The sequence below is a fragment of the Castellaniella hirudinis genome (assembly GCF_047468865.1).
Classification (GTDB): Bacteria; Pseudomonadota; Gammaproteobacteria; order Burkholderiales; family Burkholderiaceae_B; genus Castellaniella; species Castellaniella hirudinis_A.
On record NZ_JBLGTV010000006.1, the window covers coordinates 33,790 to 48,837 of the forward strand.

Below are 15,048 nucleotides of genomic sequence, written 5' to 3' on the forward strand. Positions count from 1 at the left end.
GCCAGAGTTTCGTCCTGGGCCTGGCGCCAGGCCTGGTCTTTCAGGTGTTCGGCGGATTCGCGGGAAGCGGGGATGACGCCGGGACGGCGCACGGGGGTGTCTTGCATGATGGGCGTGCCGGGGCGGGTTTATATCCCGAGGGCGTAAAGATGGACAATCTGGCATTTTACGCCATGTTTGCGGTTAACCGTTGTTTCGGTAGAGTCGTCCATTGCAGTGGTTGCAGATAAAAATTCTTTTGGTGCTGGTTGCATTATCCCAACCGAAGTTCCGAATGCTTTTTGATCCACATCGCACGCATTTAATGCCATTTCCGGTGTTGCAATGCGGGTATTTTTCTAAATACTCTTTAATCGTTAAAGTGTTTCGCCATATTTTTCCTTTTTTGAAAATTTTGTGCAGAAAATAGCAAACTATAAAAACAGCGATTATGGGTAAAAATGCTGTTAATGCTGTTGGTTCTTTCATGGATAAAATTATCGGTTGGGCTTTTTGCTACTCGATGATGATGCCGGGCTTTGCTGATGTCCTCGCATGATTCCTGCGGAAAACAGCCCGCAGGGGAGAGGATGGGAATTGCTTAGAATCGCAGCGCCCCCCACGGAGTGCCCTGCAGGGCACTCCGATTCGATCGGCACGGGACAGTCCATTGGGACTGTCCCGTGTCCGATCTCATCCCAATTCCACTTCGGCGCCTTCTTTTTTGACCGGCTTGACCAGATCTTCGCGGCGGATGCCCATCCACATGGCCAGGGCGGCGGCGACGAACACCGAGGAATAGATCCCGAACCAGATCCCGATGGTCAGGGCCAGCGAGAAGTTGTGCAGGGTGGGGCCGCCGAAGAAGAACATGGACAGCACCATCATCTGGGTGGAGCCGTGGGTGATGATGGTGCGGGAGATATTCTGCGTGATGGAATTATTGATGATCTCGCGCACCGAGGCTTTGCGCTGCTTGCGGAAATTTTCGCGGATACGGTCCATCACCACCACGGACTCGTTGACCGAATACCCCAGCACGGCCAGCACCCCGGCCAGCACGGGCAGCGAGAACTCCCACTGGAAAAAGGCGAAAAACCCCAGGATGATCACCACGTCGTGCAGGTTGGCGATAGCGCACGAGGCTGCCAGCTTCCATTCGAAGCGCACCGCCAAATACAGCATGATGCCCACGACCACGAACAGCAGCGCCATCAAGCCGTTGTGCAGCAGTTCTTCGCCCACCTGCGGGCCGACGAATTCCACCCGGCGCAGTTGGACGTCCGCTTGCTGGGCCTGCAGGGCCTGCATGACGGCCTGGCTTTGCGCGGCGGTGTCCTCGCCAGCGCGCACGGGCAGGCGGATCATGACGTCTTGCGAGGTGCCGAAGTTCTGCACCTGGAAATCGGTGTAGCCCAGGGCGTCGAGGGCGGTGCGGATGTCGGCCACCGGCGCCGTCTGGCTGTAGTGAACCTCCATTACCGTGCCGCCGGTGAACTCAATCGACAGGTGAAAGCCCCGGGTGGCGATGAAAAAGACGGCGGCCAGGAAAGTCAGCAGGCTGATGATGTTCAGGATCAGCGCATGCCGCATGAACGGGATGGTGCGATGGATGCGGAAAAATTCCATGATGAATCCTGATTAGTCCTGATTGGGTTTCCAGATTTGGCCGATGGAAATCGACTTGAGCTTGCGCTTGCGCCCGTAATACAGGTTGGCCAGGGCGCGCACCCCCACCACGGACGAGAACATCGAGGTCAGGATACCGATGCAGTGCACCACGGCAAAGCCGCGCACCGGCCCGGTGCCGAACGTCAGCAGGGCGATCCCCACGATCAGGCTGGTCAGGTTGGAGTCGAAAATCGTGGCCCAGGCGCGGTCGAAGCCCAGGTGGATGGCTTGCTGCGGCGACAGGCCCGCCCGCAGTTCTTCGCGGATGCGCTCGTTGATCAGCACGTTGGCGTCGATGGCCATGCCCAGGGTCAGCGCGATGGCGGCGATGCCGGGCAGGGTGAGGGTGGCCTGCAGCATGGACAGCACGGCCAGCAGCAGCAGCACGTTGAAGGACAGGCCCAGCGTGGAGAACAGGCCGAACAGATGGTAGTAGGCGATGATGAAGATGGCGATGGCGGTGAAGCCGTACAGGGTGGAGTCGAAGCCCTGCTTGATGTTGGCCGCGCCCAGGCTGGGGCCGATGGTGCGTTCTTCGATGATGTGCATGGGGGCGGCCAGCGACCCGGCGCGCAGCAGCAGGGACACGTCGGCGGCTTCCTGGGCCGTCATGCTGCCGGATATCTGCACCTGCCCGCCCGGGATTTCGGAGCGGATCACCGGCGCGGTGACGACTTCGCCCTTGCCGTTTTCAAACAGCACGATGGCCATGCGCTTGCCGATGTTGTCGCGGGTGACGTCCCGGAAAATGCGCGCGCCCTTGGAATCCAGGGTCAGGTTGACGGTGGGTTCCTGGGTTTGCTGGTCGCGCCCCGGCTGGGCGTCCTGCAGGTTTTCGCCGGTCAGGATGACCTGGCGGCGCAACAGCAGGGGACGGCCGTCGCGGTCGGTGTAGCGCACCAGGCCGAAGGGCACGCGCCCCGATTGCAGGGCGGCCGTGGCGGCGGGGGAGTCGTCCACCATGTGGATTTCCAGGGTGGCGGTGCGCCCCAGGATTTCCTTGGCCTTGGCCACGTCCTGTACGCCGGGCAACTGCACCACGATGCGGTCGCCGCCCTGCTGCTGGATGACGGGCTCGGCCACGCCCAGTTCGTTGATGCGGTTGTGCAGGGTCTGGATGTTTTGCTTCAGGGCGTTGTTCTGCACCTGGGTGATGGCGGTGGCATTCAGCTTGCCGTCCAGCAGCCAGGCGTTGCCGGATTGCCCGGTGGTGAAATCCATCTCGGGCATGGTGCGGCGCAGCGCATCGAGGGCGGCGTCGCGGGCATCCTGGGCGGCGAAGCTGGCGCGCACGGATTGCTGGTTGCGCTCGACGTCTTCAAAGGACAGCTTGTTGTCGCGCAGGGTGGTGCGGACTTCGCCCGCCATGGAATCGTAGCGGCTGGTCAGCGCGCCTTCCAGATCCACCTGCAGCAGAAAATGCACCCCGCCGCGTAGATCCAGCCCCAGGTACATGGGGTGGGCGCCGATGGCCGTCAGCCAATTGGGCGAGGCCGACATCAGGTTCAGGGCCACCGTGTAGTCCGGGTTCTTGGGGTCGGTGTTGAGCGCGCTTTCCAGGGTGTCCTTGGCCTTGAGCTGCGTGTCCGTGGAATCGAAGCGCAGGCGCACCGTGCCGACGGGGCCGTTCATCTCGAAGGTGCCCGCGGTGGGCTGGATGCCGGCCTGGTCGAGAATGCCGTTGGCCTTGGCCAGCGTGTCCTGGTCGATCTTGACCGACGTCTTCGCGCCCGCGATTTGCACGGCGGGGGATTCCCCGTAAAGATTGGGCAGCGTGTACAGCACGCCGATCAGGACGGCGGCCAGCACGATGAGGTACTTCCAGAGGGGATAGCGATTCATGGTCGGTCGTGAGGAAAAGCGGAAAAGACCGGGCGCCGCGCGTGCTGGGGCTGCGTGTACAGCGGGGCACGCCGCCGCGCCGGATGGGGCGAATCAGAGCGACTTGATGGTGCCCTTGGGCAGGACGGAAGTCACGGCATTGCGCTGCACGATGGATTCGATGGCCTTGTCGCCGGATTGGGCGATTTCGACGGTCAGGTAGTTGTCGTGCACTTTGCTGATCTTGCCCAGCAGGCCGCCGGACATGATGATCTCGTCGCCTTTGGCCAGGGCTTCGACCATTTTTTTCTGCTCTTTCTGGCGTTTCATTTGCGGCCGGATCATCAGGAAATACAAGATGACGAACATCAGGATGATGGGCAGCATGCCCATCAGGCCGCCGGCGGCGTCGGCGCCGGCGGCCTGGGCCGGCAACAGAGTCAGGGTGTCGACTAGGGACATGAAATCTCCTGGGGAACGGGGGTTGGTTAAGCGGATAATCAAAGATTAACTCTTGATTGTAGCGGTATCCACCGTATCGGTGTAAGAAAACCTAGTCGATGCCGCGCGCGCGATCCTGGTTGAAGGCGGCCCGCCAGGCTTCAAAACGGTTTTCTTCGATGGCGCCGCGCATCTCGGCCATCAGGTTCAGGTAGTAGTGCAGGTTGTGCAGGGTATTCAGGCGGGCCCCGGTGATTTCGCCCACGCGCTGCAGGTGGTGCAGGTACGATCGAGAGAAATGCCGGCAGGTGTGGCAGTGGCAGCCAGGGTCCAGCGGGCGGGTGTCGTCGCGGTAGCGCGCATTGCGGATCTTGATGTCGCCGTAGCGGGTGAACAGCCAGCCGTTGCGGGCGTTGCGGGTGGGCATGACGCAGTCGAACATGTCCACCCCCTGGCGCACGCCTTCGACCAGGTCTTCGGGCGTGCCGACCCCCATCAGGTAGCGCGGGGCCTGGGCGGGCATGCGCGGGGCCACATGGGCCAGCACGCGCATCATGTCGGCCTTGGGTTCGCCCACGGACAGACCGCCGATGGCGTAGCCCTCGAAGCCGATGTCGGCCAGACCGGCCAGGGATTCGTCGCGCAGGTCTTCGTACATGCCGCCCTGGATGATGCCGAACAGGGCATTGGGGTTTTGCAGGTCGTCGAAGGCCTGGCGCGAGCGCCTGGCCCAGCGCAGCGACATGCGCATGGAGGCGGCGGCTTCTTCGTGGGTGGCCGGCCGCCCGTCGATCTGGTAGGGCGTGCACTCGTCCAGCACCATCACGATGTCGGAATTCAGGCTGCGCTGGATGCGCATGGATTCCTCGGGCGACAGGAACTGGCGCGAACCGTCGATGGGCGAGGCGAAACGCACGCCGTCTTCGGTGATCTTGCGCATGCTGTCCAGGCTGAATACCTGGAATCCGCCGGAATCCGTCAGGATGGGCTTGTCCCATTGCATGAAGCCGTGCAGGCCGCCGTGCCGATCCAGGATATCGGTGCCGGGACGCAGCCACAGGTGAAAGGTGTTGCCCAGCACGATCTGGGCGCCGATGTCGGTGAGTTCGTGCGGCAGCATGGCCTTGACGCTGCCATAAGTGCCCACGGGCATGAAGATGGGGGTTTGCACGACCCCGTGGTTCAGGGTGATGCGGCCGCGTCGGGCAAGGCCGTCGGTGCGCAGCAGTTGGAATTGCAGTCCGGTCATGGGATGGGGGCGGCCTCGATGAACATGGCGTCGCCATAGCTGAAGAAACGATAGCGCGATTGTACGGCGTGCGCGTAGGCCCGCTGGATGGGCTGCATGCCGGCCAAGGCCGAGACAAGCATCAGCAGGGTGGATTGCGGCAGGTGGAAGTTGGTGATCAGTGCGTCGATGCTGGCGAAGCGGTAGCCCGGCGTGATGAACAGGCGCGTGTCGCCCTGGGTGCGGTGCAGCCCATCGCCGTCCAGGGCGGCGGCTTCCAGCGAGCGCACGCTGGTGGTGCCCACGGCAATCACGCGGCCGCCCCGGGCGCGGGTGGCGTGGATTTTTCGCAGCGTTTCGGCGGGCACATCATAGCGTTCGGCGTGCATGACGTGGTCGCGGAGGTGTGCCGCGCGCACGGGCTGGAAGGTGCCGGCCCCGACGTGCAGGGTCACGAAAGCCTGATCCACCCCCATGGCCCGCAGCCGCGCCAGCATGGCCTGATCGAAGTGCAGCCCGGCGGTCGGGGCGGCGACCGCGCCGGGTTTTTCGGCATACACGGTCTGGTAGCGGGCTTCGTCCTCGTCGTCCGCGCGGTGGCTGATATAGGGGGGCAGGGGGACACTGCCGTACTGCGCCAGCAAATCCAGCACGGCGGCCGGGAAGGCCAGTTCAAAGAGTTCATCCCGACGGCCCAGGACTTCGACGTCGAAGCCGTCCGGTGCGGCTGTTGCCGCCGCCGCCGCGTCGGCGTCCGTTTCAGGGGCGTGCGGCGGGCGGGCGGGCGCCCCCGCGTTGCCGTCCGTTGCGCCAGGCATCGTCGGGCCGCCGCTTGCGGCCCCCAGGCGCAGGCGGGTGCCGGGCCGGGGCGATTTGCTGGCGCGCACGTGCGCCAGGGCGCGCCGGGCATCCAGGATGCGTTCGACCAGCACTTCCACCTGCCCGCCGCTGGCCTTGTGGCCGCGCAGGCGCGCCTTGATGACCCGTGTGTCGTTGAACACCAGCAGGTCGCCCGCCCGCAGCAGGCTGGGCAGATCGGTGAATTGCCGGTCGTGCAGGCCGCCTGCCGCGTCCAGGTGCAGCAGGCGGCTGGCGTCGCGGCGCTCGGCGGGGTGCTGGGCGATCAATTCGGGGGGCAGGGGGTAGTCGAAGTCGGCCAGGTCGAGGTCGGCGATGGGGGGCAGGGTGGGCACGGTCGGGGGTGTTCGAGAAAAAGGGTGGGTGCATGGAGAGCCCGTCGGGCGTCCGCATCCGGCGTCGGCGGCGCGTGTGCGGGGCGCAAGGGCGCGCTTATTTTAGACTGCCGCCAAAAGCATGCCCGAAGTTTGGCGGATCGCCCAAAGCCAGGCAGAGGCGGGGAGGGAACCCGTTCTTGGATTATGCTGATGATTTTTCGCCGACAGGGATGAGTCTCACCGTGCAACCGAACCCCGCACCCGGCCCGCGCCGGACCCCATTCGCGTTTTTTGCCCAGTCGGTGCGCCGGTGGCTGGCCGTCTGCGGGCTGTCCGCCGTGGCGGCCGCCGCCGTGTCGGCCCAGGCCCTGCCGCCCGAATTGCAAAAAGTCTGGAAAGCCACCAAGTTGCCGGATTCCGCCTTGTCTCTGGAAATCCGCGAGGCCGGCGGCCCGGTGGTGGCCAGCATCAATGCCGGCCAGCCGCGCAATCCGGCCTCGGTCATGAAGACCGTCACCACCTGGGCCGCCCTGTCGGCCCTGGGGCCGGACTACACCTGGCAGACCCGTTTCCTGGCCAATGACGGGGCGAAGATCGACGCCCAGGGCAGCCTGCAGGGGCCGCTGTACGTGCAGGCTTCGGGCGACCCTTTATTCACGATCGAAGACCTCTGGAACGGACTGCGCGAATTGCGCCTGCGCGGGGTCAAGAACCTGTCCGAGGTCATCGTGGACCGCAGCATTTTTGGCCAGGTGGAAATCGACCCCGGCGATTTCGACGATTCGCCCGATCGGCCCTACAACGCCAGCCCGGACGCCATGATGGTGGGCTTCGGGGCGACCCGGATTCTGTTCCAGGCGGATGCGGAGCACCGCCAATGGGTGCCGGTCACCGATCCACCCACGCGCAATGTGCGCATTGAAGGCCGCCTGGAATGGCTGGACGGACGCTGCAAACCGGCCCGCAATTTCGCCGCCGATACCCAAATCCAGGGGGCGACGGCCACCATCCGCGTCAGCGGCCAGGCCTATGGGGCGTGCGGCGACTTCAGCCTGTACCGGCTGGCGGCGTCGCAGGCCGATCATTTCGAGACCTTGTTTCGCCTGCTGTGGCGCGAATTGGGCGGAACCTTGTCGCGCGGGTTCTCTCAGGGCAAGGCGCCCGCCCGGGCCGAAGTCCTGGCGGCCCTGGATTCCGAATCCCTGGCCGAGGTCATCCGTCTGATCAACAAGCGCAGCAACAATGTCATGGCGCGCATGCTGCTGCTGACCCTGGGGGCTGAACTCAACGGGCCGGGGGCGACCGTGGCCAGCGGCGGCCAGGCCGTTGCGCAGGTGCTGAGAAACCAGCAGGTGGATACGGCGGGCTGGGTGCTGGACAATGGCTCGGGCCTGTCGCGCCAGGGGCGGGTCACCGCCCACGGGCTGGCGCAGATGCTGGATGTGGCCTGGCGCTCGGCCATGATGCCCGAATTTGTCTCGTCCCTGGCGATTGCCGGGATGGACGGCACCATGCGCCGCCGCCTGCGCAGCGACGATACCCGGGGCCAGGCGCACGTCAAGACCGGCACTTTGCGCGATGCCAAGGCCCTGGCGGGCTACGTCCGGGGAGCCAGCGGCAAGCGCTATATCCTGGTCAGCCTGGTCAACCACCCCCAGGCCGGGGCCGTGCAGCCGTTCGACGATGCCCTGGTGCGCTGGCTGGCCAGCCGGTAGTGTCCTGTTGGGTTAGTTCGTGTATTCAGATTGAATTAGCCAAACAGCACACTAAGGCCGCCGGACGCGTTGCGGCCCCGGTTTGCCCGGCCGCCGCCGGCCCGGCAAGCCGGGGGTTAAACTACTTTCTGGTATCCATTGATTACTTTCCCCCCCTGCCCACCATGCCTATCCATGAAATCCGCCACCCCCTGATCCGCCACAAGCTGGGGCTCATGCGCCGCGCCGACCTGAGTACCAAGAATTTCCGCGAAATGGCCCAGGAGATCGGTTCGCTGCTGACCTACGAGGCCACCAAGGATCTGCCGCTGGAACCCGCCCGCATCACCGGCTGGGCGGGCGACCTGGACGTCGAAAAGCTGGCGGGCAAGAAAGTTACGGTTGTGCCCATTTTGCGCGCCGGGATCGGCATGCTGGATGGCGTGCTCAACCTGATTCCCGGGGCCAAAGTCAGCGCCGTGGGCATCGCCCGCAACGAAGAAACCCTGCAGGCTCAACCCTATCTGGAAAAGCTGGTGGGGCAGCTGGATCAGCGCCTGGCCTTGATTGTGGACCCCATGCTGGCCACGGGCGGGTCGATGGTGGCGGCCATCGACATGCTCAAGCAGGCGGGTAGCCGCAATGTCCGCGCGCTGGTGCTGGTGGCGGCCCCCGAAGGCATCGCCGCCGTTGAAAAGGCCCACCCGGACGTGCACATTTATACGGCCTCCATCGACAGCCATCTGAATGACGACGGCTATATCATTCCGGGCCTGGGCGACGCGGGCGACCGCATCTTCGGCACGCGGCAAAAACCGGATTGATCCGCCGCCGGCCGCCAATCGGCTGTAGGCACGGGCGTCTGCCCGGCCAAGGCCAGCGGCTGTCCAGGCCGCTTTTTCACGGCACGCTGTCCGCTGCGGATGCGGATGCGGATGCGGATGCGGATGCGGATGCGGATGCGAGTAGCGAATGCGGGTGCGGGCACCCTGTCCGTCGTACTTTTTAACTTTTTCCTGGCGGGGATCGGTTAGGATAAACCCTGTCGATACTTAACCAAGGAGTCCTTCATGGCCACTCGCAAACCCATTGCCACACAAACCACTGGCGACGCCCTGATCGAAGACCTGAAATCCAGTCTGGATCAGGCCGAACGCCTGTTGCGCGAAGCCGCCGACGCCACCGGCGACAAGGCCGCCGATCTGCGCGCCCGCGCGTTGGATGCCCTGGACAAGAGCCGCGCCGCTTTGTCCGATACCCAGGCCTCCCTGGTCGAGCATGGGCGCAAGGTCGTCCACGACACCGACGAGTACGTTCAGGAAAACCCCTGGAAGGCGGTGGGGGTGGCCGGGGTGGCGGGCTTGCTGCTGGGCGCTTTGCTGTCGCGCCGCTAGTCGCGTCCATGGCCATCAAGCACGCTTTGCAGGATCTCGCCGGCCAGACGCTGGATCTGGCGGCCACCCGGCTGGAACTCGCCGGCCTCGAAGCCCTGCAGGCCCGTGACCGCCTGTTGTGCCGTCTGGCGGTGCTGTTTCTGGCCGGCATTTTCATTTTGCTGGCCCTGCTGGTGGCCAGCCTGGCCCTGGCGCTGTGGGCCTGGCCCACCGAACAGCGCTATCTGGCGCTGGTCGGCTTGGCGGGCGTGTATGCGGTGCTGGGGGCGGGCCTGGCTTTCTGGCTGGTGCGCCGGCTGCGGCGCGACGCGCCGCTGTTCGCCGTCACCCTGGATGTTCTGCGCCAGGATGCGCAGGCCCTGCGGCCCGCGGCCTCCGCCGTCGCGCCCCGGCCCGCGGCCGCCCCGGGCGCCGCCACGGCCCCCACAACCGAGGATATCCCATGAAACCTGCCGATGCGGACGCCACCCCGCGCCAGCTGGCCATCGAAGTCCTGCGCTTGCGGGCGGCCTACCAGCGCCAGGCCTGGGCGCGCAGCGCCTGCCGGGTAGCGGGCCACCTGCAGCCCGCGACCTGGCTGGGCCAGGCCCAGGATCATCTCGGGGCCGCCGGCCTGGGATGGGTGCGCGCGGGCGTGGGCCTGCTGCGCCGTTACCCCATGGTGCTGTCTTTGCTGGGATCCGTCGCGGGCACCCCGGGCCGTCGCCGCGTGGCGCTTAAAGCCGCCCTCATCGCCGGTCTGGTCTGGCTGGGCAAGCGCAAGCCGCCCGCCGGGACGCGTTGATCCCGCCTGCGGGCAGCGCCGCGCCCGTGCCCGCCTGCCGCGTAGCCGGGATGACGCCCGGCCCGTCTACAGGCCCAGCTGGCCCCACATCGCGTCCACCCGCTGCTTGACCTCGGCGGACATCTCGATGGGCCGGCCCCATTCGCGCTGGGTTTCGCCCGGCCATTTGTTGGTGGCGTCCAGCCCCATCTTGCCGCCCAGGCCGGAGACCGGCGAGGCGAAGTCCAGATAGTCGATGGGGGTGTTTTCCACCAGCAGGGTGTCGCGCACCGGATCCATGCGGGTGGTCATCGCCCAGATGACCTCGGGCCAATCGCGCGGGTTGATGTCTTCGTCCACCACGACGATGAACTTGGTATACATGAACTGCCGCAAAACACTCCAGAGGCCGAACAGGATGCGCTTGGCGTGGCCCGGGTATTGCTTGCGGATGGACACCACCGCCAGGCGGTAGCTGCAGCCTTCGGGGGGCAGGTAGAAGTCGGTGATTTCGGGGAACTGGCGTTTCAGCAGGGGCACGAAGACTTCGTTCAGGGCTACGCCCAGGACGGCGGGCTCGTCGGGCGGCTTGCCCGTGTAGGTGCTGTGATAGATGGGCTGTCGCCGGTGGGTGATGCGATCCACGGTGAACACCGGGAACCAGTCTTGTTCGTTGTAATAGCCGGTGTGGTCGCCGTAGGGGCCTTCCAGCGCCATTTCGTAGCCAGTGTCGGGCGCGGGGGGGGAACCCTCGGGGACGGTGGGGGCGATGGCCCGGGGATCGTCCGAGGGCAGGAGATGGCCTTCCAGCACGATTTCGGCCTGGGCGGGCACTTGCAGGTCGCTGCCCAGCGTGGCGGCCAGTTCGGTGCGCGACCCGCGCAGCAGGCCGGCGAACTGATACTCGGACAGGCTGTCGGGGATGGGGGTGACGGCGGCCAGCAGCGTGGCGGGATCGGTGCCCAGCGCCACCGCGATGGGGAATGGCTGGCCGGGGTGCGCCAGGCAGTGGTCGCGGAAGTCCAGCGCCCCGCCCCGGTGCGACAGCCAGCGCATGATCAGCTTGTTGCGGCCGATCAATTGCTGGCGGTAGATGCCCAGGTTCTGCCGCCGGGCATTGGGCCCCCGGGTGATGACCAGGCCCCAGGTCAGCAGGGGGGCGACGTCGCCCGGCCAGCAGTTTTGCAAGGGCAGCTGGTTCAGATCCACGTCGGCGGCTTCGATGACGATGTCCTGGCAGGCGGCGCCGCGCACCTGGCGGGGGTTCATGTCCCACAGGGCGGATTTGAGCAGGGCGACCTTGGACAGGGCGTCGCGCATGCCCTGCGGCGGCGTGGGCTCGCGCAGTGCGGCCAGCAGCTCGCCTGTCTCGCGCAGGGCCGAGACATCCTGGGCCCCCATGCCCCAGGCCACCCGCTGGGGCGTGCCGAACAGATTGGTCAGCACCGGCAGGGGGCTGGGCCGCCCCTGATGGCCGGGGTGCTCGAACAGCAGGGCGGGGCCCCCGGCGCGCAGCACGCGGTCGCTGATTTCGGTCATTTCCAGCGCGGTGGAAACGGGATGCGCAATGCGTTTCAGTTGTCCCCGGCTTTCCAGCTGGGCAATGAAGTCTCGGAGGTCGCGGTATTTCACAGATCAGGTCAATCAGGTTACAGTGTGGTCGTGCCCAAGATTACCATTCTCCCCGTCCCGTTGGCAGCCGGATACCGTGATGCTTGCAGGGCCTGTACTTGATCGCCTGCGGCATGGCCTGCGCGCCGTGCTGCATCCCGTGGGCGAGTTCATCCACGTCAGCGCCATTTACCTGGGCCTGGCGGTCTTGACCACGCTGGCGCTCAGTCTGGTGCTGCCCTCCATGCGCCAGCAGTCGCAGCAGCTGCACCAGGTGGTGCTGGCGATGTTTCAGGCGGATGGTTCGGGCTATGGCGGCAATGATGCCGAGTACGCCTGGGCCTGGCCGGATGAATCCGCCGTCCCGGCGGACGGCCCGATCCAGGATGCCGCCCCGGCGGCGGAGCCGGCCGATACGGAGTCTCCGCTGGCCGCCGCGTCGCCGGCGGATCCACCCTTGTTCATGCAGGCCCTGGCGGCCAGCATGCGCGATCAGCCCATTCCCGGGGTTTCCGCGGCCCAGACGCAGGGCCTGCGCAGCTATCTGGCGCGCAAGTACCGGATTTCGCCCAGCGTGGCCGGGGCCTTGGCGCGCACGGCGTTTACCGTGGGCAAAGAATACCAGCTCGATCCCCAGCTGATCCTGGCGGTCATCGCGATCGAATCCCGCTACAACCCGTTCGTCGAAAGCCCGGTGGGGGCGCAGGGCCTCATGCAGGTCATGGGCAGCGTGCACCGCGAAAAACTCAAGGCGCACGGCGGCGCGGCGGCCATTTTCAATCCGGTGGTCAATCTGCGCATCGGCGCCCAGATCCTGTCCGACTGTATCCGGCGGCGCGGTTCGGTCGAAGGCGGGCTGGCCTGTTATGTGGGGGCCTCCGGCCCCGGCGATGGCGGCTACGGGGCCAAGGTGCTGGCGGAACGCCGCCGCATCGCGCTGGCGTCGGGGATTCCGCTGGGCAAATAAGTCAGCGGCCTGCGCGAACCTGATCCAGGAAAGCCTGCATGCGGGGGATGGCATCGCGCAGGCGATCCAGGCCGGTGGCATAGGAAAACCGCACGGTGCGCCGGGCGTGGGCTTGGCCGAAATCCAGGCCGGGTACGGATGCCACCCCGGCCTCGTGCAGCAGCCGGTGGCAGAACGTGGTGCTGTCCAGCCCCAGGGCGCCGATGTCCGCGAAGATATAAAACGCCCCGTCCGGCGCGGCGGGCACGGCCAGGCCCAGGCGGTCGAATGCGGGCAGCAGGTAATCGCGGCGTTCCTTGAATGACAGCCGGCGGCGTTCGTAGACCTGCATGACTTCGGGCTCGAAGCAGCTCAGGGCGGCATGCTGCGACAGGGCCGGGGCGCAGATCGCCAGGCTGGCGGCCAGGCGTTCGATGGCGGGCATGAGGGCGGCGGGGGCCATCAGCCAGCCCAGCCGCCAGCCGGTCATGTGGAAGTATTTCGAGAAGCTGTTGATGACCACGATGTCGTCGTCCAGCGTCAGGGCGCTTTGCGGGGCCTGGTCGTAGTACAGGCCCAGGTAGATTTCGTCCATGATGACGAAGCCGCCCCGGGCGCGCACGGCGGCGATCAGGGCGCGCAGGGCCTCGCGCGGCATGGATGTGCCGGTGGGGTTGCTGGGGGAGGCGATCAGCACCCCCCGGGTGTCGGGCCCCCAATGGGCGTCGATGTCGTCCGCGCCCAGTTGGAAGCGGTTGGCGGCCGTGGTGGGGATCAGACGCGTGCGCCCGCCGGCCGCCGTGATGAAGTTCTGGTTGGCCGGGTATGACGGGTCGGGCATCAGGACTTCGTCGCTCGGGTTGATCAGGGCCAGGGTGGCCAGCATCAGCGCCCCCGACGCGCCCGCCGTGACCAGTATCCGGGACGGATCGACGGTGGCGCCGAAATGCGCCTGATAATAATGGGCGATGGCTTCGCGCAGGGCGGGGATGCCGGCCGGCGCGGTATAGCCGCTGAGTCCCGCATCCGCCGCGCGGTTCAAGGTTTCCAGCACCCGGGCCGGGGCGGTGAAATCGGGTTCGCCGATCCCCAGGCTGATGATGTCGTGGCCTTGGGCGGCCAGTGCTTGTGCCTGTTTCAGGACTTCTACAGCGTAAAATGGAACCGTGTGTTCGGTTCTGTCGGCCAATCGGACCATGACGACTCTCTACCGCATTGCTTAAAAAGAAGGATTGTAGCCTTGGCAACAGATCATTCCGACATGCCCTCGCCGTCGCGCCGCGCCTTTCTCTCGGGCCGCCGCGCCCAGCGTTCGCCCTGGGATGACTTTCTGTCCCGCCTGCGCCGGGGGGCGGATGGCCAAGTGTTCGATTTTGCCACGGCGGCGGGCAGTGCCCGCCTCGTGCCGGCCAACATGCAGGATGTCTATCGGGCGCGCAGCCTGTGCCTGGAACATGGCGTCACCTTGGCGCTGGATGGCATCCCGGCGTCCGCCGCCCTGGACGACATGCCCGTGCTGTGGGTCGAGCCCGGCGCGGCGATGGCGCGCCACGAACGCCTGGGGCCGGACGATTCGCGCTGGTTCGTCCAGCCCGGCTGCCTGATCGGCGATCTGGAAGCCGCCGGCCTGCCGCAGTTTTGCGATCAGCCCCCTCACTTGACCGTGGCGGCCTGGCTGGCCGACCGGCGCGCGTGCGACTGGGATCGGGGCTGCACCGCCGACAGCGGGCTGGTGCACGCCATGGTGTTGCTGTCCGATGGCACGCAGGCGAATCTGGGCGCCTTCGGGGTGGATAACCGCAAGCCGCTGGATAACCTGCGGGTTCAGGCGATGATTCCGCGCCTGTTCGAGCTGCAGGCTGGTGTTCAGGATGCGGCCGAGGATGGCCCGGAATGGGCGGCGCGCTATCGCCTGGACGCCCTGGCCCCCGCCCAGGGCCAAACCGTCAACCTGGCGCATCTGCTGCTGGGGCATGGGGGCGAACTCGGCTGGGTAGAATGGCTGGTGTTCGATCAGCGGGCGGGGCGGCCCGCCGACCGCGCCTATCCGGCGCGCTACGGCAATCGTCCCGGGCCGGATGCCGCCGCTCAGGCCCGGGACGAGGCGATCCGCCAGTTGTTCGACCCGGACAGCCTGTTTCCGGCGCACAGCCAGCTGTTTTAGGCCGCGGCCCGCGCTTTCAGCCGCTGTCCGCTTGCCGTGGCGGCCTGTTCCAAGCGTCCGCCCGCCGCGATCCGTGGCGCGCCGGGCGGCTATCGGCGTGGCGCATGCGGCGCATATGCCACGGGTCATACCCTTGCCGGTATCTAGCAGCTAGAATGTCT

The 15,048-nt window shown here is 66.2% G+C and carries 14 protein-coding genes; 7 read left to right on the forward strand and 7 right to left on the reverse strand.

Going from position 1 to position 15,048, the window contains the following annotated elements:
- Window positions 1–672: 672 nt before the first annotated feature.
- The 5 genes from secF to queA all read right to left on the reverse strand — a co-directional run bounded on the left by secF (window position 673) and on the right by queA (window position 6,333).
- Entirely contained in the window at window positions 673–1,608 is a 936-nt protein-coding gene (secF, locus tag ACMHYJ_RS09280) for a protein translocase subunit SecF (RefSeq protein ID WP_414245894.1), read from the reverse strand.
- A 12-nt stretch (window positions 1,609–1,620) separates the two neighbouring features.
- On the reverse strand, window positions 1,621–3,492 hold the full coding sequence (gene secD, locus ACMHYJ_RS09285; RefSeq protein ID WP_414245895.1) for a protein translocase subunit SecD: 1,872 nt from the start codon (window positions 3,490–3,492) through the stop codon (window positions 1,621–1,623).
- Window positions 3,493–3,585: 93 nt separating this feature from the next.
- A complete protein-coding gene (gene yajC, locus ACMHYJ_RS09290; protein ID WP_414245896.1) occupies window positions 3,586–3,933 on the reverse strand; it encodes a preprotein translocase subunit YajC in 348 nt (115 codons plus the stop codon).
- Between the two features lie 91 nt (window positions 3,934–4,024).
- Window positions 4,025–5,161, reverse strand: coding sequence for a tRNA guanosine(34) transglycosylase Tgt (gene tgt, locus ACMHYJ_RS09295; protein ID WP_414245897.1), 1,137 nt, complete (start codon window positions 5,159–5,161; stop codon window positions 4,025–4,027).
- Window positions 5,158–6,333 (reverse strand): tRNA preQ1(34) S-adenosylmethionine ribosyltransferase-isomerase QueA, encoded by a 1,176-nt coding sequence (queA, locus tag ACMHYJ_RS09300; RefSeq protein ID WP_414245898.1) that lies wholly within the window; start codon window positions 6,331–6,333, stop codon window positions 5,158–5,160. Before queA ends, tgt begins: the two co-directional genes overlap by 4 nt.
- A 284-nt stretch (window positions 6,334–6,617) precedes the next feature.
- On the opposite strand from queA, the gene dacB reads away from it, so the two are divergent.
- The 5 genes from dacB (at window position 6,618) to ACMHYJ_RS09325 (ending at window position 10,187) form a co-directional block, all read left to right on the forward strand.
- The gene (dacB, locus tag ACMHYJ_RS09305) at window positions 6,618–8,030 is read left to right on the forward strand and encodes a D-alanyl-D-alanine carboxypeptidase/D-alanyl-D-alanine-endopeptidase (RefSeq protein WP_414246030.1); all 1,413 of its coding nucleotides are present in this window, start codon (window positions 6,618–6,620) and stop codon (window positions 8,028–8,030) included.
- Between the two features lie 164 nt (window positions 8,031–8,194).
- On the forward strand, window positions 8,195–8,833 hold the full coding sequence (gene upp, locus ACMHYJ_RS09310) for a uracil phosphoribosyltransferase (protein WP_414245899.1): 639 nt from the start codon (window positions 8,195–8,197) through the stop codon (window positions 8,831–8,833).
- A gap of 246 nt (window positions 8,834–9,079) precedes the next feature.
- On the forward strand, window positions 9,080–9,403 hold the full coding sequence (locus tag ACMHYJ_RS09315; protein ID WP_414245900.1) for a DUF883 family protein: 324 nt from the start codon (window positions 9,080–9,082) through the stop codon (window positions 9,401–9,403).
- 8 nt (window positions 9,404–9,411) lie between these two features.
- On the forward strand, window positions 9,412–9,849 hold the full coding sequence (locus ACMHYJ_RS09320) for a phage holin family protein (RefSeq protein WP_414245901.1): 438 nt from the start codon (window positions 9,412–9,414) through the stop codon (window positions 9,847–9,849).
- On the forward strand, window positions 9,846–10,187 hold the full coding sequence (locus ACMHYJ_RS09325) for a hypothetical protein (RefSeq protein ID WP_414245902.1): 342 nt from the start codon (window positions 9,846–9,848) through the stop codon (window positions 10,185–10,187). Before ACMHYJ_RS09320 ends, ACMHYJ_RS09325 begins: the two co-directional genes overlap by 4 nt.
- Window positions 10,188–10,253: 66 nt before the next feature.
- Here the strand turns inward: ACMHYJ_RS09325 and ACMHYJ_RS09330 are convergent, their stop codons facing one another.
- Window positions 10,254–11,798, reverse strand: coding sequence for a UbiD family decarboxylase (locus ACMHYJ_RS09330; protein WP_414245903.1), 1,545 nt, complete (start codon window positions 11,796–11,798; stop codon window positions 10,254–10,256).
- Window positions 11,799–11,877: 79 nt separating this feature from the next.
- On the opposite strand from ACMHYJ_RS09330, the gene ACMHYJ_RS09335 reads away from it, so the two are divergent.
- Entirely contained in the window at window positions 11,878–12,744 is an 867-nt protein-coding gene (locus ACMHYJ_RS09335) for a transglycosylase SLT domain-containing protein (protein WP_414245904.1), read from the forward strand.
- 1 nt (window position 12,745) lies between these two features.
- Here ACMHYJ_RS09335 and ACMHYJ_RS09340 read toward each other — a convergent pair whose 3' ends face one another.
- Entirely contained in the window at window positions 12,746–13,921 is a 1,176-nt protein-coding gene (locus ACMHYJ_RS09340; protein WP_414245905.1) for a pyridoxal phosphate-dependent aminotransferase, read from the reverse strand.
- Between the two features lie 42 nt (window positions 13,922–13,963).
- Between ACMHYJ_RS09340 and ACMHYJ_RS09345 the strand changes: the two genes are divergently transcribed.
- On the forward strand, window positions 13,964–14,887 hold the full coding sequence (locus ACMHYJ_RS09345; RefSeq protein ID WP_414245906.1) for a hypothetical protein: 924 nt from the start codon (window positions 13,964–13,966) through the stop codon (window positions 14,885–14,887).
- The last annotated feature ends 161 nt before the right edge of the window (window positions 14,888–15,048 follow it).